Source organism: Cryobacterium sp. TmT2-59 (genome assembly GCF_004403545.1).
GTDB classification, from domain to species: Bacteria; Actinomycetota; Actinomycetes; order Actinomycetales; family Microbacteriaceae; genus Cryobacterium; species Cryobacterium shii.
Window position 1 is genome coordinate 24905 of sequence record NZ_SOGM01000019.1, and the last position, 24583, is coordinate 49487.

A 24583-nucleotide genomic window follows, 5' to 3' on the forward strand; every position below is an offset into this window, starting at 1 on the left:
ATCGGCCGGGCCTAGATGTCGTCGATCGAGGACGACTCAAACCGGGTGGAAATGTTGATGCCGAGTTCTTCCGCAGCGCGGAACACCTCGTCATCCGTGTCGCGCAGGCTGACGGCGGTTCCGTCGGAAGACAGCACCTCCACGTTCAGGCACAGCGACTGCATTTCCTTGATCAGAACCTTGAAGCTCTCCGGGATGCCGGGCTCCTGGATGTTCTCGCCCTTGACGATGGCCTCGTAGACCTTCACGCGGCCGAGGATATCGTCAGACTTGATCGTCAGGAGTTCCTGCAGTGCGTAAGCGGCTCCATATGCTTCGAGCGCCCACACCTCCATCTCACCGAAACGCTGTCCACCGAACTGCGCCTTACCACCCAGCGGCTGCTGCGTGATCATGGAGTAGGGGCCGGTGGAACGGGCGTGGATCTTGTCATCGACAAGGTGGTGGAGCTTCAGGATGTACATGTAGCCCACGGAGACCGGGTTCGGGAACGGCTCGCCGGAGCGGCCGTCGAAGAGCTGGGTCTTGCCGGTGGAGTCGATCAGGCGGTCGCCGTCACGGGTCTTGGTCGTGGAGTTCAGCAGACCCTCGATCTCGACCTCGAGCGCGCCGTCGAACACCGGGGTCGCGACCTTGGTGTTCGGGGCTGCACTGTGAGCGGCCTCGGGCAGACGGCCGGCCCACTTGGGCTTGCCTTCCACCTGCCAGCCCTGCTTGGCGATCCAGCCCAGGTGGGTTTCCAGGACCTGGCCGAAGTTCATTCGACCGGGGATGCCCAGCGGGTTGAGGATGATGTCGACCGGGGTTCCGTCGGCGAGGAACGGCATGTCCTCGATCGGCAGGATGCGGGAAATAACACCCTTGTTGCCGTGACGGCCGGCGAGCTTGTCACCCTCGGTGATCTTGCGCTTCTGAGCGATGAAGACGGCAACGCGCTGGTTGACGCCCGAGCCGAGCTCGTCGTCGCCATCCTGCGAGTCGAACACCTTGACACCGATGATGGTGCCGCGCTCACCGTGGGGAACCTTCAGCGAGGTGTCGCGAACTTCGCGGCTCTTCTCGTTGAAGATGGCGCGCAGCAGGCGCTCCTCGGCGGACAGCTCGGTCTCGCCCTTGGGCGTGACCTTGCCGACGAGGATGTCGCCGGGGCGAACCTCGGCACCGATCCGGATGATGCCGCGCTCGTCGAGGTCGGCGAGCAGGTCGGGCGACACGTTGGGCAGGTCGCGAGTGATCTCTTCCTTGCCCAGCTTGGTGTCGCGAGCGTCAACCTCGTATTCCTCGATGTGAATCGAGGAGAGTGTGTCGTCCTTGACCAGGTTCTGGCTCAGGATGATCGCGTCCTCGAAGTTGTAACCCTCCCACGGCATGAACGCGACGAGCAGGTTCTTGCCGAGCGCGAGCTCGCCGTTCTCGGTGGCGGGGCCGTCGGCGATGACTTCGCCGACTTCGATCCGCTCGCCGGCGGTGACGATCACGCGGTGGTTGTAGCTCGTGCCCTGGTTCGAGCGGGCGAACTTGCGCAGGTAGTACTCCTGCGTTCCACCCTCGTCGAGCTGGATGGTGACGACGTCGGCCGAAACCTCCATCACCACGCCGGCCTTGTCGGCGGTGAGCACGTCACCGGCGTCGATGGCCGCGAAGACCTCCATGCCGGTACCGACGAGCGGGCTCTCGCTCATCAGGAGCGGGACGGCCTGACGCTGCATGTTGGCACCCATGAGGGCGCGGTTCGCATCGTCGTGCTCGAGGAACGGGATGAGCGAGGTGGCGACGGACACCATCTGGCGAGGCGAAACATCCATGTAGCCGATGTCTTCCGCGGGGAAGAGGTCAACCTCTCCACCCTTCTTGCGGGCGAGAACACGGGCATCAGCGAAGCGCCAGTCCTTGGTGAGCGGCGCGTTCGCCTGGGCGACGATGAACTCGTCTTCTTCGCTGGCCGTCAGGTAGTCGATCTGGTCGTTGAGGACCACTCCATCGACGACGCGGCGGTACGGGGTCTCAATGAAACCGAAGGCGTTGATCCGCGCGAACGAGGCGAGCGAACCGATCAGGCCGATGTTCGGGCCTTCCGGGGTCTCAATGGGGCACATCCGGCCGTAGTGCGAGGGGTGAACGTCTCGCACCTCGACGCCGGCGCGGTCACGGGACAGACCACCCGGGCCCAGCGCGGACAGGCGACGCTTGTGCGTCAGTCCGGCGAGCGGGTTGTTCTGGTCCATGAACTGCGACAGCTGCGAGGTACCGAAGAACTCCTTGATCGCGGCGACGACGGGGCGCACGTTGATCAGGGTCTGCGGGGTGATCGCTTCGATGTCCTGCGTGGTCATGCGCTCGCGAACGACGCGCTCCATGCGGGACAGGCCGGTGCGGACCTGGTTCTGGATGAGCTCGCCGACGGCACGGATGCGACGGTTACCGAAGTGGTCGATGTCGTCGATGTCGATGCGGATGTCGGTGGGCTTGCCGTCGCGGATCCCGGCGATCGTGGTCTGGTTGTCGTGCAGCGCAACCAGGTACTTGATCGTGGCCAGGATGTCCTTGAGCGTCAGCACGGAGTCGCCGAGCGGCGCTTCGAGGCCGAGCTTGCGGTTGATCTTGTAACGACCGACCTTGGCCAGGTCGTAGCGCTTGGAGTTGAAGAAGAAGTTGTCGAGGAGCGCGCGGGCGGCCTCGGCGGCAACCTGTTCGCCCGGACGCAGCTTGCGGTAGATGTCCTTGAGGGCTTCTTCCTTGGTCAGGATGTTGTCCTTCTCAAGGGTGAGCTCGATGGACGCGAAGCCCTTGAACTCTTCGAGGATCTCTTCGCTCGTGAGGCCGAGGGCCTTGAGGAAGACAGTCACCGACTGCTTGCGCTTGCGGTCGATGCGAACGCCGACCTGGTCGCGCTTGTCGATCTCGAATTCGAGCCAGGCGCCGCGGCTCGGGATGACGCGAGCGGAGTAGATGTCCTTGTCGGACGTCTTCTCCTGCTGGCGGTCGAAGTACACGCCGGGCGAGCGGACGAGCTGCGAGACGACGACACGCTCGGTGCCGTTGATCACGAAGGTGCCCTTGGGGGTCATCAGCGGGAAGTCACCCATGAACACGGTCTGGGTCTTGATCTCACCGGTGAGGTGGTTCATGAACTCAGCGTTCACATAGAGGGGTGCGGAGTAGGTCTTACCCTTTTCCTTGCACTCGTCAATGGTGTACTTCTCCGGCTCGAGCTCCGGGTTGGTGAACGACAGCTGCATCGTTTCGCCGAGGTCCTCGATCGGGGAGATCTCTTCGAAGATCTCGTCGAGGCCGGTGCGGGTCGGCAGGTCCTGACGACCGGCCGCCTGGCCTTCAGCAATGCGCTGTTTCCATTTGTCGTTGCCAACGAGCCAATCGAAGCTCTCGGTCTGCAAAGCGAGCAGGTCCGGAACAGTCAGATTGTCGGTGATCTTCGCGAACGAAAGACGCCCAGCGGCGCGTCCGTTCTTGGGTGAATTGGTGGTTGCGTTGCGCGCAGCAGCCAAGGAAATAACCTCCGTAGACCCCGTCAGGTCTAGTCACTGTTAGAAATGAATACCGAGTACCAGTAATGAATACTGAGTACGAACTCCTCAGACCCTCTGTGTTCAAAAGTTCTGGAACGAGGTATGCGTCAAGGTGGCTTGAGCACGCAAAGCCGACCGCAATATGAAGGCATTAATTTGTCTGGGAGCGCAAAGGTCAAGTGTATGCGGCTTATACCCCTGTTGTCCACCGAATTCTTGACCGTCTGCAAATTCTCAGGTATAAGTCGGGTCCCACCGCGGGGCGACCTCCGTGCCCGCCGCGGCCGGGGAGGGCGCAAACTGGAGGGATGAGCAGGCCTGCAGCAGAGCATCCGTCGATCACCCTGAAACTGAGCGGTCACCACGCCGTGATCGAACCCGACCGGTTCACCCCGGGCAGCTTCAACCTGATCGTGGACGGCACCCCGCAGTCGAACGTGAACCTGGACAACCCCGGCGACCTGTTCTTCGAGTACGTGCAGCGGATCGGCCACGTGATCGACCTGATCGGCGACGTGGGCGAGCCGATCACGGCCGTGCACCTCGGCGCCGGCGCGCTGACGCTGCCGCGATATGTGGAGGCCACCCGCCCCGGTTCGCGGCAGCAGGTGGTGGAGCTGGAGAGCGACCTGATCGACTTCGTGCGGGCGGAGCTGCCCTGGGACAAGCGCGCGAACCTGCGGGTGCGCCACGGCGACGCGCGCGAGGTGCTGGCCAAGCTGCCGGCCGGGCTGCACGGCGCGGTCGACCTGGTCGTCGTCGACATCTTCTCCGGGGCGCGCACCCCGGCCCACGTCACCAGCCGGGAGTTCTACAAGCTGGCCGCTCCCCTGCTCAGCCCGCGCGGGGTGCTCGTCGTGAACGCCGCCGACGGGCCCGGACTGCCGTTCGCGCGCTCGCAGGCCGCGACGCTGTCGGCCGTGTTCGCCCACGTGCTCGCCCTCGCCGAGACGCAGGTGCTCAAGGGGCGCCGGTTCGGCAACATCGTCTTCGTGGCCGCCCACACGCCGATCGACACGACCTGGGTGCAGCGGCTGCTCGCCGGCGGGCCGCACCCGTCGAAGGTGGTCGAGGGCGCCGAGCTCGCGCAGTTCATGGCCACCGCCATGGTGACGACGGATGCGACGGCGACCCCGTCCCCGCTGCCCGGCCGCACGGTCTTCCAGGTCGGCAACTGAGCCGCCGCCTCGTCGCGCGTGATGGGCGTGATGGGCGTCATGGGCGTGATGGGCGTGATGGGCGTCATGGTGGCTAATTCAGGAGATCTCGCGGAGGCGGGCTTCGGGCATCCGTCTTTGCGCGGCCCTGCAACTTGTCCAACGGGTATTTCCTGAGTTAGCCACAGCTGGCGGGTGGATATCCCCTCAACGGGTGCCTGACCTAGCTCGGCAGGGGGCTCCCGGCGGCTTGGGGCTAACTCAGGAGATCCTGCGGGAGCCGACTCCGGGCATCCGTTTCTATGCGGCGCGGCGGGCTGCCGGGCCGGTATCTCCTGAGTTGGCCACAACTGGCGGGCGGATATCCCCTGAACGGGGACCGGCCTCGCCCGGCCGGGGTTAGTGTGGACGGGACCACGTTCCTCCCGCGGCAGCTGCCGCCTTCGCCTCAGGACCACACCCTGCCCATCATCACTGGCTACGACGCCGTCACCCTGCGTGAAAAAGTCGACCTCCATGCCGCCGAACTGCGCCTCGACGAGCTCGGGGCCCTGCGCAGCCAGTCCGCCCTCAACGAGAAGGTCACGCTGCTGCGGCTGATCGGCCGGCTCGACGAGGCCTGGGACATCGCCAGCACGGCCCTGCGCCAGGCCCGGTTCACCGGGTCGCGGGAAGAACTCGCGAACTGCCGCATCCGTCGTGCGCAGGTGCAGCAGTTCATGGGCAAGCTCGACGAGGCGGCCGCCGAGCTGACCCACTGCGTTCTCGAATCCGAGACGCACGAGTGGACCGCCGTGGCCGCGTCCGCCCGGGAGAACCGGGGCAAGGTCTACTTCGAACAGGGCGAACTCGAGGCGGCTATGGCCGACTTCACGGCGGCGGTGTTCCTGCAGGAGAAGGCGGGCGCCACCCCCGCACTGCTGGAGAGCGCCCTGATCGCGGTTGCCGTGGTCGAGTCGTACATCGCCGAGGGCACCGCGCGCAGCTGACTCCGGCGCCCCGCACCCGCACCCGGCACCCCGGCACCCCGAACGTAACTCCTGCAATTTGTGCGCGCCAGTTGTGCCGAAGCCGGAATCACGCGGCCCACGCCGGCACCCCGAACGGTTTTGCAGGAGTTATGCACGGGAACGGTGCCCGACCCGCAGCCGAAATCCGGGGCATGCCGGAACGTGCAGAGGACAGCACAGGACACCCGGCGCGAAACGAGGTAGGACATGAACGGGCGGATGCGTCCCGGCGGCCGAGGGCGGATGGTCGCCATCGCCGTGGGCCTGGCGCTGGTGCTCGGCGCGGTGCCGCTGCTCAGCGCCTGCACGTCAGGCGCTCCGGCGCCGACGGCGGCCAGCGAGACCCCGGCCCGACCTGATCCGTCGCAAACGGGGTCGCCTGCCGGCGGCAGCGGCGGCACCAGCGGCACCAGCGTGCCGCCGGTTCGCCCGGTCGGGGACCCCGTCGTGATCGCGTCCGGGCTCGAGGCGCCGTGGTCGATCCTGCGCCTGCCCGACGGGAGCACCCTGATCAGCGAGCGTGACACGGCGCTCGTTCGTGAGCTCCTGCCCGACGGCACCCTGCGGGACGCCGGACGGGTCGCCGATGTGCGACCGCAGGGCGAAGGCGGCCTGCTCGGCCTCGCCGCCCTGGCCGACTCGGCCGCACCGGGCGGGACCGGCTGGGTCTACGCCTACGCCACGACCGCCGACGACAACCAGATCGTGCGGATGCCGCTCCTCGGCGCCGCGGGCAGCCACACCCTCGGCGACCCGGAACCGGTGCTCCGCGGCATCCCGAAGGCCGGCAACCACAACGGCGGCCGGCTCGGATTCGGACCGGACGGCCTGCTCTACGCCACCGCCGGGGACGCCGGGAACACCGCCAACGCGCAGAACCTGAGCTCGGTCGGCGGCAAGATCCTGCGCATGACGCCGACCGGTGGCGTACCGGCCGGCAACCCGTTCGGCACCCTCGTCTACTCCTACGGTCACCGCAATCCGCAGGGCATCGCCTGGGACAGCACCGGGGCCCTCTGGGCCAGCGAGTTCGGCCAGAACACCTGGGACGAACTGAACCGCATCGTTCCCGGCGGCAACTACGGCTGGCCCACCGTCGAGGGGAGGGGCACCGGCCAGGCCAATGATTCCGGCTTCATCGACCCGGTCGAGCAGTGGCCCACCAGCGAGGCCAGCCCCAGCGGCCTGGCCGTCGTCAACGACACCCTCTTCATGGCGGCTCTCCGCGGCGAGCGCCTCTGGCGCATCGTTCCCTCCACAGGCGAGGTCGACGACTGGTTCGCAGGCAGCTTCGGGCGACTGCGTGATGTGGTGTCCGGCCCCAATGGCACACTGTGGTTCGTGAGTAATAACACGGATGGCCGCGGCACACCCTCCCCCGGCGACGACAGGCTCTACCAGGTGAGGGTGGCGCCCTGATGGCCGACCTCGACCGAGTGCGACACTGGGCCGACGCCCTCATCGCCCTGCACCTCGACCCCACCTGGTCGTTCGCGTTCGACAACGCGAAGAAGCGGGCCGGCCTCTGCAACTTCACCGCCCGGCGCATCACCGTGTCCCGGTACCTGGCCGCGCGTTACGAGGATGACGAGGTGCACCAGATCCTGCTGCACGAGGTGGCACACGCCCTCGCGGGGCCCCGCGCCGGCCACGGCCCGAAGTGGAAACTGACCGCGTTCAACCTCGGCTACGACGGCAAGCGCACGCACGACGGGGAGATCGCCGACGAGCTCGCGCCCTGGGTCGGCACCTGCCCGGCCGGGCACGTGCACTACCGCTACCGCCAGCCGACCCGCGCCTTCGCCTGTGGGCTGTGCGGGCGCGGGTTCGACCGGGCGTTCCTGATCAACTGGACCCGGCGCGAGATCACCGCGGTGGCCCGGAGACGCGCCGCGGCCGCCACCGGCAGCTGAGGTGGCCAACACCGGCAGTGCGTTGGAACCCGGGGCGGCACCGAAGGCCGCAGCCCGAGAGCCTCGAGCCGCGCGCCACCCGCCGAGCAACCGCCCGGCGCATCACGGGCGACTCTGAGACCGCTACTCAGCGACCGCTACTCGGAGACCCGGACTTCCTTCCAGAAGGCGATGTAGTTGCTGTAGTCCTGGCCGACCCGGGCGAAGGAGGCCGCCGGCGGGGCCGGGTAGCTGAACGCGCGGTCCTGAAGCAGGGTCTCGCCGTCCAGGACACTGAAGTACTGGCACTCGCCCTTCCAGGAGCAGGTGTACCGGGTCGGGCTCTTCACGAGCAGGTCCGCATTCACGCTCGTCGGCGGGAAGTACCAGGTGCCCTCGATCTTGAGCAGGTCGGACTGGGGTGCTTCGGCGACTACGACGCCGTTGAGTACTGCCTGCATGGGAGCTGCTCCTTCGATTCGAGGCGACCGTTCCGGACGGGATTCCGGACGGGATTCCGGTCGTGCTGGAGCAAACCTCAGACGGGGAAGGCGAATTCCCGCACCCGGGAGATTCCCGGCCGGCCGGCTCCGGCATCCGTCGTCGACAGGTCTGGCGCGAGCGCGGCCTGCACCTCGGCCTGGCGCCCGTCTGCGGCGAGCGCCAGGCCGGTTTCGGAGGCGGTGACGAGGTGGCGCACGGCCCGCTGGAGGCCGGAGAACGCGGCGGACGCGGCGGCCGCCTCGGGTGAGCAGTGGTCGATGCCGAGCGCGGACAGGGCGTCGATCACGGCCCCGGCGACCAGGAAGTCCTCCACCGCGAACCGGCCGCCGCCATCGGCGCGGCGCCCGCCCACGGCGATCACGGCGACGGCGAACCGGTCGCCCTTCTCGGTCTGGCGGGCGAGCACCCACTCGGCGACCCGGGAACTGGTGTCGAGGTTCGCCGTGATGACCTGGTGCGCGGCCAGCGACACCGTGGGGCCGGCCTCACCCGGTGCGGGCGGCAGGGCGTCGGCCAGCACGACCACATCCGCCGCACCGGCGAGGGCCTCGAATCCGGCCAGGCCGACGTCGAACCGAACCTGGTACTTCTGCTGGGGCTGGGCGTTGATCACGCCACAAGGGTAGCGGGGCGCGGGGGTCCGGGGCGCGAGGGTCCGGGGGTCCGGGGCGCGGGGCGCGGGGCGCGCGGGTCCGGGGCACAGGGGCCCGCGGCGCACGGCGCGGTTGCGCAGCGGGCAGAGCGCGCTACAGGGTGTCGAAACGGGCGAGCGCGTCGGCATCCGTCGCATGGGTCATCGCGCGGCGGGCGGTGTCCAGGGCGGCGACCGGGTCGGCCTCCGCGGTGGCCAGGCTCAACTGCCGTTCCGCCTCGGCGAGGCGGGTGCGGGCGGGCGACCCGACGCGTCCGGGGTGCGCGGCGATGAAGTCGCGGGTGACCCTGATCTGGCTGCGGGCGGCCAGGAGCGCGCCGATCAGCGCCCCGCGGGCGTTCTCCAGCCGCAACTGGCGGTTGCGGGCCTCGGAGCGGGTCACGTCCAGGCCGTCGATCGCTTCCCGCAGCCGAGCCAGGTCGGCCGCCGGATCGCTCAGGCGCGACGGATGCCGGAGCTCGCCGACCACCCGGTCGGACACCGCGATCACACGGTTGAGTTCGGTGCGCGCCTCGGTCTCCTCGTGGGTGTCCCGCAGCCGGCGCGCCTCGGCCAGCTCGGCGTCGGCATCCACGAGGGCCCGGGTCAGCGAGGCGAAGCCGATATGCAGCTGGTCCTCGCCGGTTTCGATCGCGTCGAGGAGCTTGCCGGCGCGGTAGAGACCGTGCTCGGCCTCGCGCAACTGGTCGCCCACGGGTTCGGAGGAGGCCCGGTCGAGCCGCGCGGCGGCGGCATCCGTGGCCAGCCTGGCCTCGTCCAGGGCGGCCTGCGCACGCACCACATTGCCGCTGATCGGGGCGAGGGCCGATGGGGCATAGGTCGCGCCGAGCCGTTTGAGGCTGGCCTCCCCGGCCTTGACCCGCTCGGCGACCCGGGTGAGGCGCCGGCGCAGCTGATCGAGCAGGTGGGGCGCGTCACGTTCGAGGCCGCGGCGGCTGGAGAAGTCGCGGTCCTGCTCGGTCAGTCGCTTCGTGGCCTCGTCGGCGAGCACGATGATCTGCTCGGTCCAGTGGCGGCGTTCGCTCTCGTTCTCCGGCTCGCTGTCGTCGAGTTTCTGTTGCAGGGCGAAGGCGTCGCGCACCTGCCGGCGGGAGGCGTCGTGCGCCGCGGCGAAGTCATGGGTGGCGTTCTGCCCGAACTGCGCCTCCGCGAAACCGAGTTCGTCGGCGGTGGCCTGGACCACGTCGTCCGCGCGAACCAGCGCGATGGAGGCCGCCCGCACCCGCCCGTCCGCCAGGGAGCGGTCTTCCCGGGCGTGCGTCCGGCCGCGGCGGCGGGCAAGCGCCCCCAGCAGCACCACGATCGCGCCCGCCCCGCCGAAGACGACCGCCGAAGGCACCCACCACAACTCGCCTGTCATGCTCGAAGTCTAATCAACGGATGCCGGCGCGACAGGGCGGCCTCACTGGCACTCTGCTCTGAAAATCGCCGATCCCGCCGACAATCGCCGGCGCACCGGGCCGCGTCGGCGCATCCGTGCGGCCGCACACCCGGCGGCTCCGTGCGGCCGCACACCCGGTGCCTCGTGGCCACTCGTCGCCGCTCGCGCCCACTCGCCCCCCACCCGCGCCCCACCCGCGCCGAAGTCGCCACTTCCGGTCGACTTCGACAGGTGTGTGCGGCGAACTCGACCGCAAGTGGCGAACTCGGCGAAGGTGGACCGGGACGAACTGGCGCGCGGAGTGCGAGCGAACGCGGCAGGCAGGCGCGGGACCCGGCGCATCCGTGCGGCTACACCCGGCGACCCGCGCCGAAGTCGCCACTTCCGGTCGACTTCGACAGGTGTGTGCGGCGAACTCGACCGCAAGTGGCGAACTCGGCGAAGTATGGCGCGGGTGAGTGCGGCACGAGGATAGCTGGGGCGGTTACAGGCGGCGCATCTGCCGCCGGATCACGTCGTAGTCGTGCCGGGAGAGCTGCAGCAGGCCCCGCCGCAGCCGGTAGCCCCAGTTCGGATCGTCGCGGGTGAACTCGAGCACCGAGAGCAGCGGCCGGATCGAGGTGGCGATGGCATCCGGGTCGTAGTCGACGCGGCGGCGCCACGGCCGGTAGGAGGTGGGGGCGGCGGACTCGCCCTGGTGCACGAGCCCCGGGGCGATGCGCCCGATGGCGGTGAACTCGCGGAGCCGGTCGCCGTCGAGGTCGGTTTTCGGCGAGTAGTAGACCATCCCGTCGGACTCGCCCATGTCTTCGAGCGCCGCACGCGCGCTGTGGCGGGCCTGCACGAGCCCCACCGAGACGGCGCGCAGCACGTGTTCGCGTGACGCGACGCCCAGCCAGTATCGAATTGCCACCCTCTTAGTTGTACTGCATGCCGAAGCACAACAGACTGGGGTCATGCGCGTTCTTCTGAAAGAGATTCTCGACTGTTCCCCGGATGCCGCCTGGCGCGCCCTGCGGAGCCCCGCCGTGTTCCGGGAGGTGAGCTCCCCCGTGGTGAGCGTCGAATCCCTCGAGGCGGACGGCTTCCCCACGGCCTGGGAACCGGGTGAACACCCGGTCAGCATGACAGCGCTCGGCCTGGTGCCGATGGGTGACCAGGTGATCCGCCTGGCGATGGCGACGACCCGCCCGGACGGGGTGCGCATTCTGCGCGACACCGGGCGCGGCGTGTCCGGCGCCCTGGCCGCGGTCACGCTGTGGGACCACCGGATGGCCGTGGCCCCCGACCCGGCCGGCACCGGCAAGACCCTCTTCCGCGACCAGCTGATCTTCCGCACCGGCGCCCTCACCGTCGCCAGCTGGCCGGTGTTCTGGGCCCTGTGGCAGTGGCGGATGCGCCAGCTGAAGCGCCTCGCGCCGACCTGGCAGCTCGACCTCGGCGTCGATGTGCAGCCGTCCCCCGAGCAGGCCGGGCAGGCCTCGGCCGGGCAGGCCTCGGCCGGGCAGGCCTCGGCCGGGCAGGCCCCGGCCGGGCAGGCCCCGGACGGGCAGGCCCCGGACGGGCAGACCCCGGCCGAGCAGGCCCCGGACGGGCAGGCCCCGGACGGGCAGACCCCGGCCGAGCAGGCCCCGGCCGACTCGGTCCCCGACACCGGCGTGACCCAGTGAGCACCACCCTCGGCGCCCTGCAGGTGGCCGACTGGCGCCGGCGGGTGTTCGGGCTGTACGCCGGCGTGCGCCAGATCAGCGCGCACGACCCGGCCGCCGGCCACGAGCTGTGGCGAAGCGGTCGCGACGACCTGTTCGCGGGACATCCGTCGTCGCCTCTGCTGCCCGACGACCGAGCGGTCTTCACCGGGCTGCCGGTCGCCGCGTACGACCCCGACTGGCGGTTCGAGGTGGAGGTGCACCGGGCGGAACAGCCGGTGCACATCGCCGTCGACACCGGTACGGACGGCAAGGTGCCGTTCGACCTGGTCGGCTCGGTGCGGCTGCCCTACCTGGGCGCGATCGACCTGTGGCGGCTCTCCTGCTACGGCGGCGGGCTGTTCCTGCCGTTCCGGGACGGGCTGGCCGGCAAGCCGGGTGGGACCTACGGCGGCGGCCGCTACCTTCTCGACACCGTGAAGGGGGCCGACCTCGGGGCCGGCGCCGACGACAACACCCTCATCCTCGACTTCAATTTCGCCTACAACCCGTCCTGCGCGTACGACCCGATGTGGGCCTGTCCCCTGCCCCAGGCCGGCAATATCGTGACCGCTGAGGTGCCCGTCGGGGAGCTCTCCCCGGGTGAGGAACGCCACCCGGCGCAGCTGCACAGCCGGGCGTTCGACCCGGAGGCTTGACAGCATCCGCTAGACTGAAGGCTTGCGAGTGCGTAGTTGCGCTCGCTGCGTCGTAGAACGCCCTCTTCTTATTGCGGCCACCCACTCGTGGGCCGGCCGGATTTTTCGAATGAAACCTTCTTACGGCGAACGGATGTGCCCATCGGCACCTTCGCCATGTGAATCCTCTTTGGTCTCCGAGTTACCGCCCTTGCGGAACGGATACCGGGGGAATCTGATGCCCGAAAGGCACCACTTTGTCTGAAATTTCGTCCTTTAGCGCGCTTGGCGTGCCGGCCCCTCTCGTCTCCGTCCTGACGAGTCAGGGTATCGACAGCCCCTTCCCGATCCAGATCGACACCCTGCCCGACACCCTCAACGGTCGCGACGTTCTCGGCCGCGGCAAGACCGGCTCGGGCAAGACGCTCGCGTTCGCGCTGCCCATGGTGTCGCGCCTTGGCGGCAAGCTCGCCGGCGGCAAGCGCCGCCCCGGTCGTCCGCTGGGCCTGATCCTCGCCCCGACCCGCGAGCTGGCCACGCAGATCACCAACGCACTCACCCCGCTGGCCGAGGCCTACGGCCTCAACACGACCACCATCTTCGGCGGCGTCTCGCAGGGCCGCCAGGTCTCCGCGCTCAAGGCGGGCGTCGACATCGTCGTGGCCTGCCCCGGCCGCCTCGAAGACCTGATGAAGCAGGGCTTTATCAGCCTGGACGCCGTCGAGATCACCGTGCTCGACGAGGCCGACCACATGGCCGACCTGGGCTTCCTGCCCGTCGTCACGCGCATCATGGACAAGACGCCCAGCAGCGGCCAGCGCCTGCTGTTCTCGGCCACGCTCGACAACGGCGTGGACAAGATCGTGCGCCGCTTCCTGCACAACGAGGTCATGCACTCGGTCGACGAGGCCAACAGCCACGTCTCCGCGATGACCCACCACGTGTTCGAGATCGACGGCGTCGAATCGAAGAAGGCGCTCGTCGAGAAGCTGGCCAGCGGTTCCGGCCGCCGGATCCTCTTCATGCGCACCAAGCACCAGGCCAAGAAGCTCGCCAAGTCGCTCACCGACGCCGGGATCCCCTCCGTCGACCTGCACGGCAACCTCTCGCAGGTGGCTCGTGACCGCAACCTCGCGGCGTTCAGCGCCGGCGACGTGAAGGTGCTCGTCGCCACGGATGTCGCGGCCCGCGGCGTGCACGTCGACGACATCGAACTCGTCATCCACGTCGACCCGCCGGCCGAGCACAAGGCGTACCTGCACCGCTCGGGCCGCACCGCCCGCGCCGGCAGCGCCGGTGACGTTGTGACCCTGGTCCTCCCCGAGCAGCGTCGCGACACCGACGCACTCCTCCGCAAGGCCGCCATCAAGGTGTCCCCGCAGCGCGTGACCGCGAGCTCCCCGGCCGTGGACGCCCTCGTCGGCGACGTCGCCGCCTACGTCAAGCCGGTCCCCCGCGTCGAGCAGCCGCAGGGCCAGTCCCAGGGCGGCCGTTCGCAGGGCGCCAACGCCCAGCGCAAGCGCGTCAACCGCGACGAGCGTGACGGCGGCGGACGCGGCGGCCAGGGCAACGGCCGTGGCGGACGCGGCGGCGATGCCGCGCCGGCCGGCGGATCGCGCCAGGAGCGTTCGGGCCGCCCCGCGGCATCCGGTCACAGCCACGCCCCCGCGGGCAACGGCGGCGGCCAGGGTCGTTCGGCTCAGGGCTCCGGTCGCTCCGGCGGCCTGCAGGTCGGCGGCCTCGTCCGCGGTGCCGGTTCCACCGGAGGCGCACGCCGCTCGGCTCCGCGCCGCGCGCAGGGCTAACCCCTCAGCACCACGTCTTGCCGTCTGAACGGGCCGGTCTCTCACGAGGCCGGCCCGTTTTGCGTTGCCGGAGTGGCAGTTGAGACGATTGTGCACCCCGCCGCAGCAGTGCTGCCACACTTCAGCGACAGGGTCGCCCCTCCCCCTCGTGGCTAACTCAGGAGAAACGTGACGGCGCCGGATGCTCGGCCCGGAATCACGCGGCCATCCGCCGGTTGCGCACCTGCCCGCCGCGGATCTCCTGAGTTGGCCACGGCAGCAGGCGACCGCGACGGGAGCCGGCGCGCGTTCTGCGGCGTGATCAGGCCGTGACCCCGGGGTGTAATTCAGCACCGCGTCGCTGGGTTAGTCTCGGGTCATGGTCACCACTGCAGTCATCCGTCCTGTCGAAGAAGCGGACGCCGAAAGCCTCGGCCGCGTGCACGCCACCTGCTGGCACGAAACCTACGACCAGCTGCTCAGCACGGCCGCCCTCGAGCAGCTGCAGCCGGCCCGTCTCGCCGCGATGTGGCGCAGGTTCAGCTCCCAGGGGCCGCAGTACCGGCAGGTCGCCGCCCTCGTCGACGGCGAGATCGTGGGATTCGCGGGCAGCGGCCCGGCCCGCGACACCGACAAGCCGGCGCCGCAGGAGCTCTACTTCATCTACCTGCTCGATGCGTATCACGGCACCGGCATCGGCCAGCAGCTCTTCGACGCCGTCGTCGACGAGGGCCCGTCCTACCTATGGGTCGCCGAAGTGAACCCCCGCGCGCACTCGTTCTACAAGCGCAACGGCTACGCCGCCGACGGCCACGACCAGGACCAGGAAGTCCTCGGCGAAGAATTGCACGAGGTGCGTCTGGTGCGTCCCCGGTCGCTCGCTCGCCGGCTCTCGCTCGTCACGTCCGAGTAGTCCCGCAGACGAGTAGCCCGGTTTCGGGCTCCCGCTGAGGGAGCCCGAAGCCCGCGCTGCGTCCCGTTCTGGCACACCGGCCCGAGCTGGCACACCGGCCCGTTCTGGCACACCGGCCCGAGCTGGTGCGGCAGCCCGATCTAGCGGAGCTGTCCGACCGAGGCCAGCGCCATCCGCAGCAGGGCGCCGCGACCGCCCTCCATCTCCGCTGCCACGGCGTCCGAGGCTGCCTCCCGGGGCGTCATCCAGGTCAGTTCGAGGGCGTCCTGGCGCGGGTCGCAGGTGCCGGTGACGGGAACGACGTAGGCCATCGAGACCGCGTGCTGGCGGTCATCCGTGAACGCGGTGATGCCCGGCATCGGAAAGTATTCGGCGACCGTGAACGGCACCGGGCTCACCGGCAGCTGGGGGAAGGCCATCGGCCCGAGGTCCTTCTCGAGGTGACGGAAGAGCGCGTCACGCAGGGTCTCGCCGTAGAGGACCCGGCCGGACACCAGCATCCGGGTCATCTCGCCGGTCGACCGCGCGCGGAGGAGCACGCCGACCTCGACGACCTGGCCGAGACCGTCGACCCGCACGGGCACGGCCTCGATGTAGAGGATCGGCAGCCGACGACGCACCTCGGCCAGCTCGACGTCGCTCAGCCAGCCCTGGTTGGTGCTCGGCGGCGGAGCGTCCTCGGGGCCAGGCGTCCAGTCCGGATCAGGGTCAGGGGTGCGCACGCTCATGAAGCCATTCTGTACTACGCCGCGACCGGATGCCGATTTGCGGCCGCCCGGGGTCGTGACACCGACACGTCAGCGACCTTCGCGGGCGACGGATGCCGCCGGGCGGCCCTGATCGCGGTGCCGAAAACCGCACCGCAATGGAAGGATTGACTGGTCGACGGTCACGATGTCGACCTCGAGCAGGAGGACCGCCATGGACCAGTACGATCAGAGCAGCGACAGCACCGGCGCCGGCAACGACGACACCGCCAACGCCGAGAGCCCCGGCGCCACCGGGGATGCCCGCACGGTCCGCGCCGAACCGATCAACCCGGACGCCGTGCTGTGGTCCGCGTCAGCTGCCGACCGGGCCGGGCGACCGCTGCTGCTCATCCTGCACGGTTACGGCTCGCATGAGGGAGACCTCTTCTCCCTCGCCCCGCACCTGCCGCTGCATCCGGTCATCGCCGCTTTGCGCGCCCCGCTGGCGGCCGGACCGGGCTGGGCCTGGTTCCCGATCGGAGCGGCGGGGGCCAAGGTCAACCCCGGCTCGCCGAGCGCCGACGCCCTGGAGGCGGCGACCGCCGGAGTGCTCGAATGGCTGGACACCCTGCCGGAGCAGCCGTCATCCGTGGGCCTGCTCGGTTTCTCGCAGGGCGGCGCGATGGCGCTTCAGCTGCTGCGCCAGGCCCCCGACCGGTTCGACTTCGCGGTGCAATTGAGCGGCTTCGTGGGGCGCAGCACGCATACGGGCGACGAACGCCTCGCCGAACGCCGCCTGCCGGTGTTCTGGGGTCGCGGCACGGCGGACCCGGTCATCCCTCAGGATGCGATCGACCGCACGCAGGCCTGGCTGCCCGGCCACTCGACGCTCACCGAGCGCATCTATGAGGGCCTCGAACACTCCATCTCCGAGGCCGAGCTCGGCGAGATCGTCACGTTCCTGCGCGCACAGTACGCCGCGCCGGCCGCCTAGACGCGCCGGGACCGCGGCATCCGTTCGCCCGAACGAATTCGACGGAGATTTTGGCCAAAAAGGGCTCAAACGGGCGAAAAACGGTTCGCAGCGCGAAAATCTCCGTCGAATTGGTTAGACGGCGCGCCGATCAGAACAGGCCGGGCCGACAGGGGCCGGGCCGAGCGGGCTAGCGGCCGCGGCCGGCCTTCTCGTTCTGGGCCGCCTGGCGGGCGACGTGCGCGATCTTGCGTGCGCGCTCGGCGTCGCGGTCCTTGACGCGGATCTGTTCTTCGCGCACCTCGAACTGGGTGGCCCGCTCGGTGACCAGCCAGGTCGGCGGCTGCTGCAGCAGGGCCAGGATCTCGGCGCTCGTGAGCGGCTCGGTCACGTCGCCGCGGACGAGGCCGGAGATCGACACGCCCAGCTTGGCGGCGACGACCTGCTTGGGGTGCGGGCCGTTGGCGCGCAGGTCCAGCAACCAGGCGGGCGGGTTCGCCTCCAGCGCGGCCAGCTCGGTGCGCGAGATGGGTGCGGCCTGGAAATCCTCGGGTGCTGCTTCGAGCAGAATCCCGAGCTTCTGGGCCGCCGTGGAGGGCTTCATGGTCTGGGTCTTCTTCTCGGTCATCAGTCAAGCGTATAGCCTGAGAAGACCCGTATAGCCGTAAGAGCCTGTCGTTCCGGCGGAAGACACGATACGAGAGCCAGAAAGTATGAGGATGCCGGTGACCTTTTCCATTGCCTTCACCGCCGGTGTGACCCCCACCAAATGGACCCGGATCTGGGCCGATCGCAGGCCCGACCAGCCCCTTGAGGTCTTCCGCACCGACCCGTCCGAACAGGATGCGGTGCTGCGCGACGGCCGGGCCCAGGTGAGCCTGGTGCGCCTGCCCGTCGACGAAACCGACCTGAGCCTGATCGCCCTCTACCGTGAGATCCCCGTGGTCGTCGCGGCGAAAGACCATTTCATCGCCGACGCCGACAGCGTCGTCGTGGCCGACCTCGCCGACGATCACCTGCTCCAGGACCCGGACGCCGTGCCCGAATGGCGCGATGTCGCCACCGAGGTGCGCGACGGCACCCGCCGCCCCCTGCCGAAGATGCGCGACCTGGACGACACCATGGAGCAGGTCGCTGCGGGCGTCGGCATCGTCATCCTGCCCCATTCGCTGGCGCGACTGCACAGCCGCAAGGATGTCGTGTCCCGCCCGGTCGAGGACGTCTCGGAGAGCCAGGTGTCCCTGGCCTGGCTGACACGGGAGACCACCGAAGACGTTGAGGAGTTCATCGGCATCGTGCGCGGCCGCACCCGGGACAGCTCGAGGGTCGACACCGTGCCGGCCGGCGCCGAAAAGGTGCGGAAGGAAAAGAAGACCGACAAGGCCAAGGCGGCCGCGAAGGCCGTGCGGGTGGCCGCCGCGAAGGCCAAGCCCGTCACCAAGAAGGCCACCAGCGTGACCGGGCGCACCCGCAACACGCCGAGCCCCCGGGCCGGCAAGCGCCGCGGCGGCCGCTGACCCGCACGACCCCAAGCACGGAACCGCCGACCGCGGCCAAACCAGGTCACCGCAAACCACACACCTGAGATAGGCTCAGCCATCTGCCCTCAGTGCAGGCTGAAGACCCATTTCAGGCCAAGGAGCACGAGTGCCCGAACTCATCCGGTGGGTGTTGGTCCCGCTCATGCGTGCGTGGTCCGCGGCCACGACTCGCGACTACGCGGGCATCCCGCGTCCGACGGATGGCCAGCGCGCCCACTCCCCCGGAATCAACAGCGATCGCATCCTGATCTTCGGCAGCGGCCCCGCAGTCGGCTGGGGGGTGCTCAGTCACGACGTCGCCCTGCCCGGGTCGCTCGCGCGAGCCCTGTCCGCCCGCACCGGCCGGGGTACGGATGTCGATGTGGTCCCGAACCCGCACGTCACCATCCGAACGGCCCGGGCCGAACTCGACGGGCTGGGGCTCTGGCGGTACGACGCCATCGTCGTGAGCCTGGGCACGAGCGACGCCGTCAGCCTGATTCCCGCGCGGGTGTGGCAGCGGGAATTGACGGCGCTGCTGGACCGGATCGAACTGGAATCCTCGCTCACGACGAGGATCTTCGTGCTCGGCGTGCAGCCGATCCGGTCGATAGCCGCCTTCGATTCCCCCCTCGGCGCCGTGGCTGAGAAGAATGCCCGGTCCCAGAACGACATCAGTGCCTGGGTCTGCTCCCAACGCCCCCAGGCCCACTTCGTGCCGATGACGGCCAACCTGGCCGTGACGCCCGGGCGGGTGCGTACTGCGGCGCATTACAGCCGGTGGGCCGAACTCCTCGCCGCACGGATGGGGCCATCCCTCGACGCCGAACACCTCGAGGTCGACACGTCCGGCAACGGCCGTTCGAAGGCCCGTGACGCCGAGCAGCGCTCACCCGATCCGGGTCGCGCGATCGACCGGCTCGGCATTCTGGAAGGAGACCCGGACGCCAGGCTCGACCGGATCGTGGCCATCGCGAAGAGATCGTACGGCACCGCATCGGCCGCGCTCACCTTCATCGACGGCGACCGGCTCTGGGACAAGACGAACATCGGCCGGGCCCCGCGGGTCTTTCCGCTGGCAGGGTCGATCACGGCCATCGCGGTGAGCGAGCCCGGAGCGACGGTCGTGCCCGACGCTCAGGCGGAGGAGAGGTTTCGCGACCATCCCCTCGTGACGGGCGCCCCGCAGACCCGCTTCTACGCCGGGTTCCCGATCGAGGCAGACACCGGCGAGCGGATCGGCGTGCTCAGCGTGTTCGACCCGGAGCCCCGGCCCGCCGCCGACATCGACATCGTCCTGCTGCGCGAACTCGCCCTCCTGATCCAGGCGGAGCTGGGGCGCCTGCCGGACTAGCCGTGTCACACCGGGGCGACCGGCTGCCTGAGTACGGTCCGGAGCTTGGCGGGCTCGGTTCGGCGCGGGTCGCCGAGGTAGAGCTCGTGGTGCCGGCCGTTCATCCGCAGCCCGTGCTCGGCCAGGAACTCCCCGTGCAGGCCGGCGAGCGTGGGCGCCTCATCGGCGTAGGACCCGAGATGCAGCAGCTGCGCGCACAGGCCTTCGTCGAGGGCCTCCACCCGCACGCTCGCAAGGGCGGGCAGCTTCTTCTTCGCCCGGACCACCGCGATGGCGTCGGCGATGAAGGCATCCGTCACCCAGTCCGGCTGGCTGATCAGCATGGTCCACTGCCATCTCGCCTTCTCGCCGGCCGTGAAGACGGATGCGTCGTCGGCGTACCAGAGGCCCTCGAGCGGTGCCACGACCAGGTCCTGGCCGAGGGTGCGACGGCCGGCGAACTTGATCGCGTAGGCGACCGCGTAGAGCGCCTCGACGGCCTCGGCATAGGCGGGCGCGGTGGCCGGGTCGCCGCTGCCGTCGGCCGCGATGAAGCGCTGCGCGGGCACCTCGATCAGCTCCCAGTCGCGATTCGCGGGGGCGTAGAACGGCTTCAGCACGCGTTTCACGTCCCACGGGCCCGCCCCGGCCGGCGCGGTGTTGCGGGGCGAGCGCAGCTGTCCGGTGCGGCGGTCGGTGCGAAACGGCACTTCGCCGCTCATTCTGCGGTCCCACCCGACGCTGCGGCATCCTGCGGCGCCGCGTTCTGCGGCGCCGCGTTCTGCAACACCGAGAGGATGTTGCCGGCCGGGTCGGTGAACCAGGCGACCTTCGGGTCCCCGTTCCGGGAGACGCCCGCCGCGTCCTGGTCCATCCCCTCGTAGCGTTCGAATGCGACTCCCCGGGCCGTGAGCTCGGCCACCGCGGCGTCGATGTCCTCCACCACGAAGTTGAGGATGGTGAAGACGGCCGGCACGTGGTCCGGCTTCGGGTAGACGATCACCTCGGCCCCGCCGGGCAGGCGCAGGCGCAGCGGGCCCATGGCGTCATCCGTCACCTCGAGCCCGAGCGTCTCACCGTAGAAGCGGCGTGCGGCCGCCAGCTCGGGAACGGCGAATCCGCCGAACGCGTGCACGATTCCAATACTCATGTCAGGACTCCAGTCATCGAGGGCGGCCGGATGTCGGCCGGATGCGGCATCAGCGGGAGCTGATCGAGGCGAACTTGCGGATGCACAGCGGCACGAAAACGACCAGCATGACCGTGACCCCGATCAGGACCGTGGTGATCGGGTTCTGCAGGGTCCAGATGTCGGGAACCGGGGCGGTGCCCTCGTTGCCGAACAGCTCCCGGGCCGCCTGCACGAGCGCGGACACCGGGTTCCACTCGGCGAAGATGCGCAGCGGGTCGGGCAGGGTATCGCTGGGGACGAAGGCGACCGAGACGAAGGTCAGGGGGAACAGGATCAGGAAGGACGCGTTGTTGATCACCTCCGGTGACTTCACGCTCATGCCGAGCAGCGCCATCACCCAGCTGAAGGAGTAGCTGAACAGCAGCAGCAGCCCGACCCCGGCGAAGAACTCCGCCGGGGACGAATTCACCCGCCAACCGACGAAGAGCCCGGTGGCCATCATGATCACCATCGAGATCGTGTTCAGCAGCAGGTCGCCGTTGGTGCGTCCGATCAGCACGGCGGACGAGCTCATCGGCAGGCTGCGGAACCTGTCGATGATTCCCTCCTTGAGGTCCTGCGCCATCGCGGAGCCGGAGAAGGTCGACCCGAACACGACGGTCTGCGCGAAGATGCCGGCCATCAGGAACTGCACGTAGTCGGTGCCCTGCACGGAGATCGCGCCGCCGTAGACCTGGCTGAACAGCAGCACGAACATGATCGGCTGGATCACCGCGAAGACGAGCACGTCCGGGGACCGCTTGATCTTGATCAGGTTGCGCTTGGTCACCGTCCAGCCGTCGGAGTACCAGAGGGCGAGCGGGTTCCAGGCCGCCAGGCTGCCGGCGGCGCTCATTTCGACTTCTCCAATTCGCCGTCCTCCGCCGCGTCGGCGGCCCGGTCGGCCTTGTGCCCGGTGAGCTTCAGGAACACGTCGTCGAGGGTGGGCCGGCGCATCCCGGCGTCGTGCAGACGGATGTTGGCGGCGCCCAGTTCGGACAGGACATGCTTCAGCGCGTGGGGCCCGTCGATCACCGCGACCTCGAGTCCGCGGCCGTCGCTGGTCGACGTCGGCACACCCGCGCCGTACCGGGCCAGGATCTCCCGGGCCGCGGGGCCATCGTCACCCTCGACCAGGGCCAGCTCGAGCCGGTGCCCGCCGATCTGGGCCTTGAGCTGGTCCGAGGTCCCTTCGGCGATCACCCGGCCGTCATCGATCACGACGATGTCGTCGGCGAGCTGATCGGCCTCTTCGAGGTACTGGGTGGTCAGCAGAACCGTGGTGCCGTCGGCGACCAGACGCTTGATCACAGCCCAGAGCGCGATCCGGCTGCGCGGGTCGAGCCCGGTGGTCGGCTCGTCGAGGAACAGCACCTTCGGGTTGATCACCAGCGCGCCGGCCAGGTCGATCCGCCGGCGCATGCCGCCGGAGAACCCCTTGACCGGGCGGTTCCCGGCCGCGGTGAGTTCGAACAGGTCGATCAGTTCCTGGGCGCGACGCCGGGACGCGGTACCGCCGAGGTGATAGAGCCGGCCGACCATTTCGAGGTTCTCGAAACCAGTCAGGTTCTCGTCGACGGCCGCGTACTGGCCCGAGACGCCGATGATGCGCCGCACGGACTTCGGGTCGGCGGCCACGTCGATGCCGTCGACAAAGGCGGTGCCGGCATCCGGTCGAATCAGGGTGGTCAGCATCTTCACGACCGTGGTCTTGCCGGCGCCGTTGGGCCCCAGCAGCGCCTTCACGCTGCCGCGGGGCACGGACAGGTCCAGTCCGGCGAGCGCCCGCACGGGCCCGGACTTGGAACGGTAGGTCTTGGTCAGGCCAGTGGCCTCGATGATGGTCATTCGGTTGATCCCTGCCTGGTCGGGGGCGACACACGAGGTGGAAACGCGGTGAACCACAGACTCAACATTTTAACCACCCGCACCGGCTTCGACAATGACCGATCCGGGCAATAAACGGATGCGACGGCGGTCGCCGCCCGCGCGCACCGGCACCCCCGTGACTATGGTGTGCTCATGGATCAGGCGCGCTGGGACAGGCTCGTGCAGTGGCCGCTGCTCGCCGCATCCGTGCTCTTCCTGCTCAGCTACAGTTGGCGCGTGCTGGCCGACCTCGACGGCCCCCGGTACACGCTCACGTTCGCCATTCTGGTGCTCGCCTGGCTGGTGTTCCTGGCCGACTACCTGGTCAACCTCTATCTGGCGCCGCAGCGCGGACGCTGGTTCATCACCCATCTGTTCGACCTGCTGGTGGTCTTCCTGCCGGTCCTCCGGCCGCTTCGCCTGCTCAGACTGGTCACGATGCTGCCGGTGTTCCAGAAAACCCCGGGCTCGGCCGTTCGGTCCCGGGTCGGCCTCTACCTGGTCGGGGCGTCCAGCCTGCTGATCTGCATGGGCGCGCTGGCGGTGCTCGACGCGGAGCGGGCCTCGCCCCGCGCGAACATCACCACCATCGGCGATTCCGTCTGGTGGGCGTTCGTCACCGTGTCGACGATGGGCTACGGAGACTACTTTCCCGTCACCGGTGTCGGAAGGCTCATCACGGTGGGGCTGATGCTCGGCGGCGTCACGCTGGTCGGTGTGATCACGGCGACCCTGGCCTCCTGGATCATCGACCGCATCGCCGCCGTCGGCCAGGACCAGCGGTCCCGAGCGGGCAAGCACTAACCAATTCGACGGAGATTTTGAGTTAAAACCACGTTTCCGGCCGGTTTGGGCCCGATTCCGGCAAAATCTCCGTCGAATTCGTTCCGCGACGATGGTCCGGCGGCAGCGGCAGCGGCAGCGGCAGCGGCAGCGGCAGCGGCAGCGGCAGCGGCCCGAAGGCGGGTACGACTAGCGCAGCCGCACGAGTTCCGTCAGGTCGTCCCTCGGCAGCTCGTCGACCACGGCCGACACCGCCATCGAGTGCAGGAGCACCCCGCCGCCGATGGTGGTGAGAAACGCCGTGTCTGCGGCGTCGCGGCCCGTCGCGATCCGCACCAGCGACTGCCGGGGCGCCAGCAGGGTCGCGTCGACCACCTGCCAGGCGTCGTCGACGAAGGCCTCGGCCACGGCGCGGAAGTCCATTGGCGCCAACCCGGGCGCGTAGACGGAGACCAGCCGAGCGGGCACGTCGCGCGCCCGCAGCAGCGCCACGACCAGGTGGGCGTAGTCCCGGCAGACGCCCCGGCGGGCCAGCAGGGTGCGCACGGCGCCATCGGTCGGCAGTCTGGCCCCGGGCACGTAGCTGAGCTTCTGCCCGACCCACGACGTCACCCCGTGCAGCAGGTCGGCCCCCTCGAGCCCGGCGAATTCGGCGTGGGCGGTGGGACCGAGGCTGTCGGACTCGCAGTAGCGGCTCGGCCGCAGGTACCGCACCAGGTCGATGTCGGCCCCTGGCGACGGATGCGCCGGGCCGGCCAGGTCAGCGTGGTAATCCACCTCGACGGGGCCCGCTGCCACCTCGGCCAGATGCAGGCGGGTGCCGTGCTCGTCGGTGACCTCCCGAACCGGCACCTCGGCGCCACCCTGCATGACACTGAGGAGCTCGACCCGGTCGGCAGCGGCACCGGCAGCGTCGGCCGCACCGGCCGCACCGGCCGCGCCGACTGATTCCCGCGATGCGGTCGGGCCGCCCGCCACGGCGATGGACAACACGAGGCGTGCGGGCGCCAGGGCCTCGAGCGAGAGGTGCGCGGCCACGGTGCGTTTCATGCCTCGATCCTGACACGGCGCCGTGCGTGACGGCCACTCCGCGGCCGCA

Annotated in this window: 25 protein-coding genes; 12 read left to right on the forward strand and 13 right to left on the reverse strand. The window is 69.5% G+C overall.

Translation table 11 applies throughout. The features are described 5' to 3' along the window. Nucleotides 1-11 precede the first annotated feature (11 nt). Nucleotides 12-3506, reverse strand: coding sequence for a DNA-directed RNA polymerase subunit beta (rpoB, locus tag E3T24_RS03310; RefSeq protein ID WP_134368343.1), 3495 nt, complete (start codon nt 3504-3506; stop codon nt 12-14). 329 nt (nt 3507-3835) lie between these two features. Here rpoB and E3T24_RS03315 point away from each other — a divergent pair, with 329 nt between their 5' ends. From E3T24_RS03315 to E3T24_RS03330, 4 genes are all read left to right on the forward strand, one after another. Beyond that, the gene (locus tag E3T24_RS03315) at nt 3836-4705 is read left to right on the forward strand and encodes a fused MFS/spermidine synthase (protein WP_134368342.1); all 870 of its coding nucleotides are present in this window, start codon (nt 3836-3838) and stop codon (nt 4703-4705) included. A 383-nt stretch (nt 4706-5088) separates the two neighbouring features. Continuing rightward, entirely contained in the window at nt 5089-5673 is a 585-nt protein-coding gene (locus tag E3T24_RS03320) for a hypothetical protein (protein WP_241975878.1), read from the forward strand. A gap of 228 nt (nt 5674-5901) precedes the next feature. After that, complete coding sequence (locus E3T24_RS03325) at nt 5902-7113, forward strand: PQQ-dependent sugar dehydrogenase (protein ID WP_241978604.1); 1212 nt, start codon at nt 5902-5904, stop codon at nt 7111-7113. Further along, nucleotides 7113-7607 carry a SprT-like domain-containing protein gene (locus E3T24_RS03330; RefSeq protein ID WP_134368341.1) on the forward strand — a complete coding sequence of 165 codons (495 nt, stop codon included), beginning with the start codon at nt 7113-7115 and terminating at the stop codon, nt 7605-7607. The genes E3T24_RS03325 and E3T24_RS03330 overlap by 1 nt, the downstream gene beginning before the upstream one ends. A 137-nt stretch (nt 7608-7744) precedes the next feature. Here E3T24_RS03330 and E3T24_RS03335 read toward each other — a convergent pair whose 3' ends face one another. The 4 genes from E3T24_RS03335 to E3T24_RS03350 form a co-directional block, all read right to left on the reverse strand. Continuing rightward, nucleotides 7745-8047, reverse strand: coding sequence for a DUF427 domain-containing protein (locus E3T24_RS03335; protein WP_134368340.1), 303 nt, complete (start codon nt 8045-8047; stop codon nt 7745-7747). Nucleotides 8048-8124: 77 nt separating this feature from the next. Then, nucleotides 8125-8703 carry a 2-phosphosulfolactate phosphatase gene (locus tag E3T24_RS03340; protein ID WP_134402685.1) on the reverse strand — a complete coding sequence of 193 codons (579 nt, stop codon included), beginning with the start codon at nt 8701-8703 and terminating at the stop codon, nt 8125-8127. A gap of 133 nt (nt 8704-8836) precedes the next feature. Then, entirely contained in the window at nt 8837-10102 is a 1266-nt protein-coding gene (locus E3T24_RS03345) for a hypothetical protein (RefSeq protein WP_134405873.1), read from the reverse strand. Nucleotides 10103-10607: 505 nt separating this feature from the next. After that, nucleotides 10608-11036 carry an EVE domain-containing protein gene (locus E3T24_RS03350; RefSeq protein WP_241975916.1) on the reverse strand — a complete coding sequence of 143 codons (429 nt, stop codon included), beginning with the start codon at nt 11034-11036 and terminating at the stop codon, nt 10608-10610. 43 nt (nt 11037-11079) lie between these two features. Between E3T24_RS03350 and E3T24_RS03355 the strand changes: the two genes are divergently transcribed. The 4 genes from E3T24_RS03355 to E3T24_RS03370 all read left to right on the forward strand — a co-directional run bounded on the left by E3T24_RS03355 (nt 11080) and on the right by E3T24_RS03370 (nt 15146). Then, entirely contained in the window at nt 11080-11793 is a 714-nt protein-coding gene (locus tag E3T24_RS03355; RefSeq protein WP_174776536.1) for a hypothetical protein, read from the forward strand. Beyond that, a complete protein-coding gene (locus tag E3T24_RS03360; protein ID WP_134368336.1) occupies nt 11790-12470 on the forward strand; it encodes a DUF1684 domain-containing protein in 681 nt (226 codons plus the stop codon). The genes E3T24_RS03355 and E3T24_RS03360 overlap by 4 nt, the downstream gene beginning before the upstream one ends. A gap of 236 nt (nt 12471-12706) precedes the next feature. Next, nucleotides 12707-14254, forward strand: coding sequence for a DEAD/DEAH box helicase (locus E3T24_RS03365; protein ID WP_134434294.1), 1548 nt, complete (start codon nt 12707-12709; stop codon nt 14252-14254). Between the two features lie 358 nt (nt 14255-14612). Then, the gene (locus E3T24_RS03370; protein WP_134366782.1) at nt 14613-15146 is read left to right on the forward strand and encodes a GNAT family N-acetyltransferase; all 534 of its coding nucleotides are present in this window, start codon (nt 14613-14615) and stop codon (nt 15144-15146) included. Between the two features lie 140 nt (nt 15147-15286). Here E3T24_RS03370 and E3T24_RS03375 read toward each other — a convergent pair whose 3' ends face one another. Further along, the gene (locus E3T24_RS03375) at nt 15287-15874 is read right to left on the reverse strand and encodes an NUDIX hydrolase family protein (protein ID WP_134366783.1); all 588 of its coding nucleotides are present in this window, start codon (nt 15872-15874) and stop codon (nt 15287-15289) included. A gap of 69 nt (nt 15875-15943) precedes the next feature. After that, nucleotides 15944-16069 (reverse strand): hypothetical protein, encoded by a 126-nt coding sequence (locus E3T24_RS18155; RefSeq protein ID WP_255572818.1) that lies wholly within the window; start codon nt 16067-16069, stop codon nt 15944-15946. On the opposite strand from E3T24_RS18155, the gene E3T24_RS03380 reads away from it, so the two are divergent. After that, on the forward strand, nt 16068-16829 hold the full coding sequence (locus E3T24_RS03380) for an alpha/beta hydrolase-fold protein (protein ID WP_134434295.1): 762 nt from the start codon (nt 16068-16070) through the stop codon (nt 16827-16829). The two genes, E3T24_RS18155 and E3T24_RS03380, sit on opposite strands and share 2 nt — an antisense overlap. Before the next feature lie 169 nt (nt 16830-16998). Here the strand turns inward: E3T24_RS03380 and E3T24_RS03385 are convergent, their stop codons facing one another. Then, nucleotides 16999-17436, reverse strand: a complete 438-nt coding sequence (locus E3T24_RS03385) for a DUF5997 family protein (RefSeq protein ID WP_134366785.1) — start codon at nt 17434-17436, stop codon at nt 16999-17001. A 97-nt stretch (nt 17437-17533) separates the two neighbouring features. On the opposite strand from E3T24_RS03385, the gene E3T24_RS03390 reads away from it, so the two are divergent. Continuing rightward, entirely contained in the window at nt 17534-18325 is a 792-nt protein-coding gene (locus E3T24_RS03390) for a LysR substrate-binding domain-containing protein (RefSeq protein ID WP_160141070.1), read from the forward strand. Between the two features lie 130 nt (nt 18326-18455). Further along, nucleotides 18456-19682, forward strand: a complete 1227-nt coding sequence (locus E3T24_RS03395) for a GAF domain-containing protein (RefSeq protein ID WP_134366787.1) — start codon at nt 18456-18458, stop codon at nt 19680-19682. Nucleotides 19683-19687: 5 nt separating this feature from the next. On the opposite strand, the gene E3T24_RS03400 is transcribed toward E3T24_RS03395, so the two are convergent. Genes E3T24_RS03400 through E3T24_RS03415 form a run of 4 tightly spaced genes read right to left on the reverse strand, consistent with a single transcriptional unit; the run spans nt 19688 to nt 22680 of the window. Continuing rightward, nucleotides 19688-20383: a GyrI-like domain-containing protein gene (locus E3T24_RS03400; RefSeq protein WP_134366788.1), complete on the reverse strand. Its 696-nt coding sequence runs from the start codon at nt 20381-20383 to the stop codon at nt 19688-19690. After that, the gene (locus tag E3T24_RS03405; protein WP_134366789.1) at nt 20380-20811 is read right to left on the reverse strand and encodes a VOC family protein; all 432 of its coding nucleotides are present in this window, start codon (nt 20809-20811) and stop codon (nt 20380-20382) included. The genes E3T24_RS03400 and E3T24_RS03405 overlap by 4 nt, the downstream gene beginning before the upstream one ends. A 49-nt stretch (nt 20812-20860) precedes the next feature. Then, on the reverse strand, nt 20861-21688 hold the full coding sequence (locus E3T24_RS03410) for an ABC transporter permease (RefSeq protein WP_134366790.1): 828 nt from the start codon (nt 21686-21688) through the stop codon (nt 20861-20863). Next, complete coding sequence (locus E3T24_RS03415) at nt 21685-22680, reverse strand: ATP-binding cassette domain-containing protein (protein ID WP_134366791.1); 996 nt, start codon at nt 22678-22680, stop codon at nt 21685-21687. Before E3T24_RS03415 ends, E3T24_RS03410 begins: the two co-directional genes overlap by 4 nt. 174 nt (nt 22681-22854) lie before the next feature. Here E3T24_RS03415 and E3T24_RS03420 point away from each other — a divergent pair, with 174 nt between their 5' ends. Continuing rightward, complete coding sequence (locus tag E3T24_RS03420; protein WP_134366792.1) at nt 22855-23505, forward strand: potassium channel family protein; 651 nt, start codon at nt 22855-22857, stop codon at nt 23503-23505. Nucleotides 23506-23673: 168 nt separating this feature from the next. Here the strand turns inward: E3T24_RS03420 and E3T24_RS03425 are convergent, their stop codons facing one another. After that, a complete protein-coding gene (locus tag E3T24_RS03425; protein WP_134366793.1) occupies nt 23674-24534 on the reverse strand; it encodes a transglutaminase family protein in 861 nt (286 codons plus the stop codon). Nucleotides 24535-24583 lie beyond the last annotated feature (49 nt).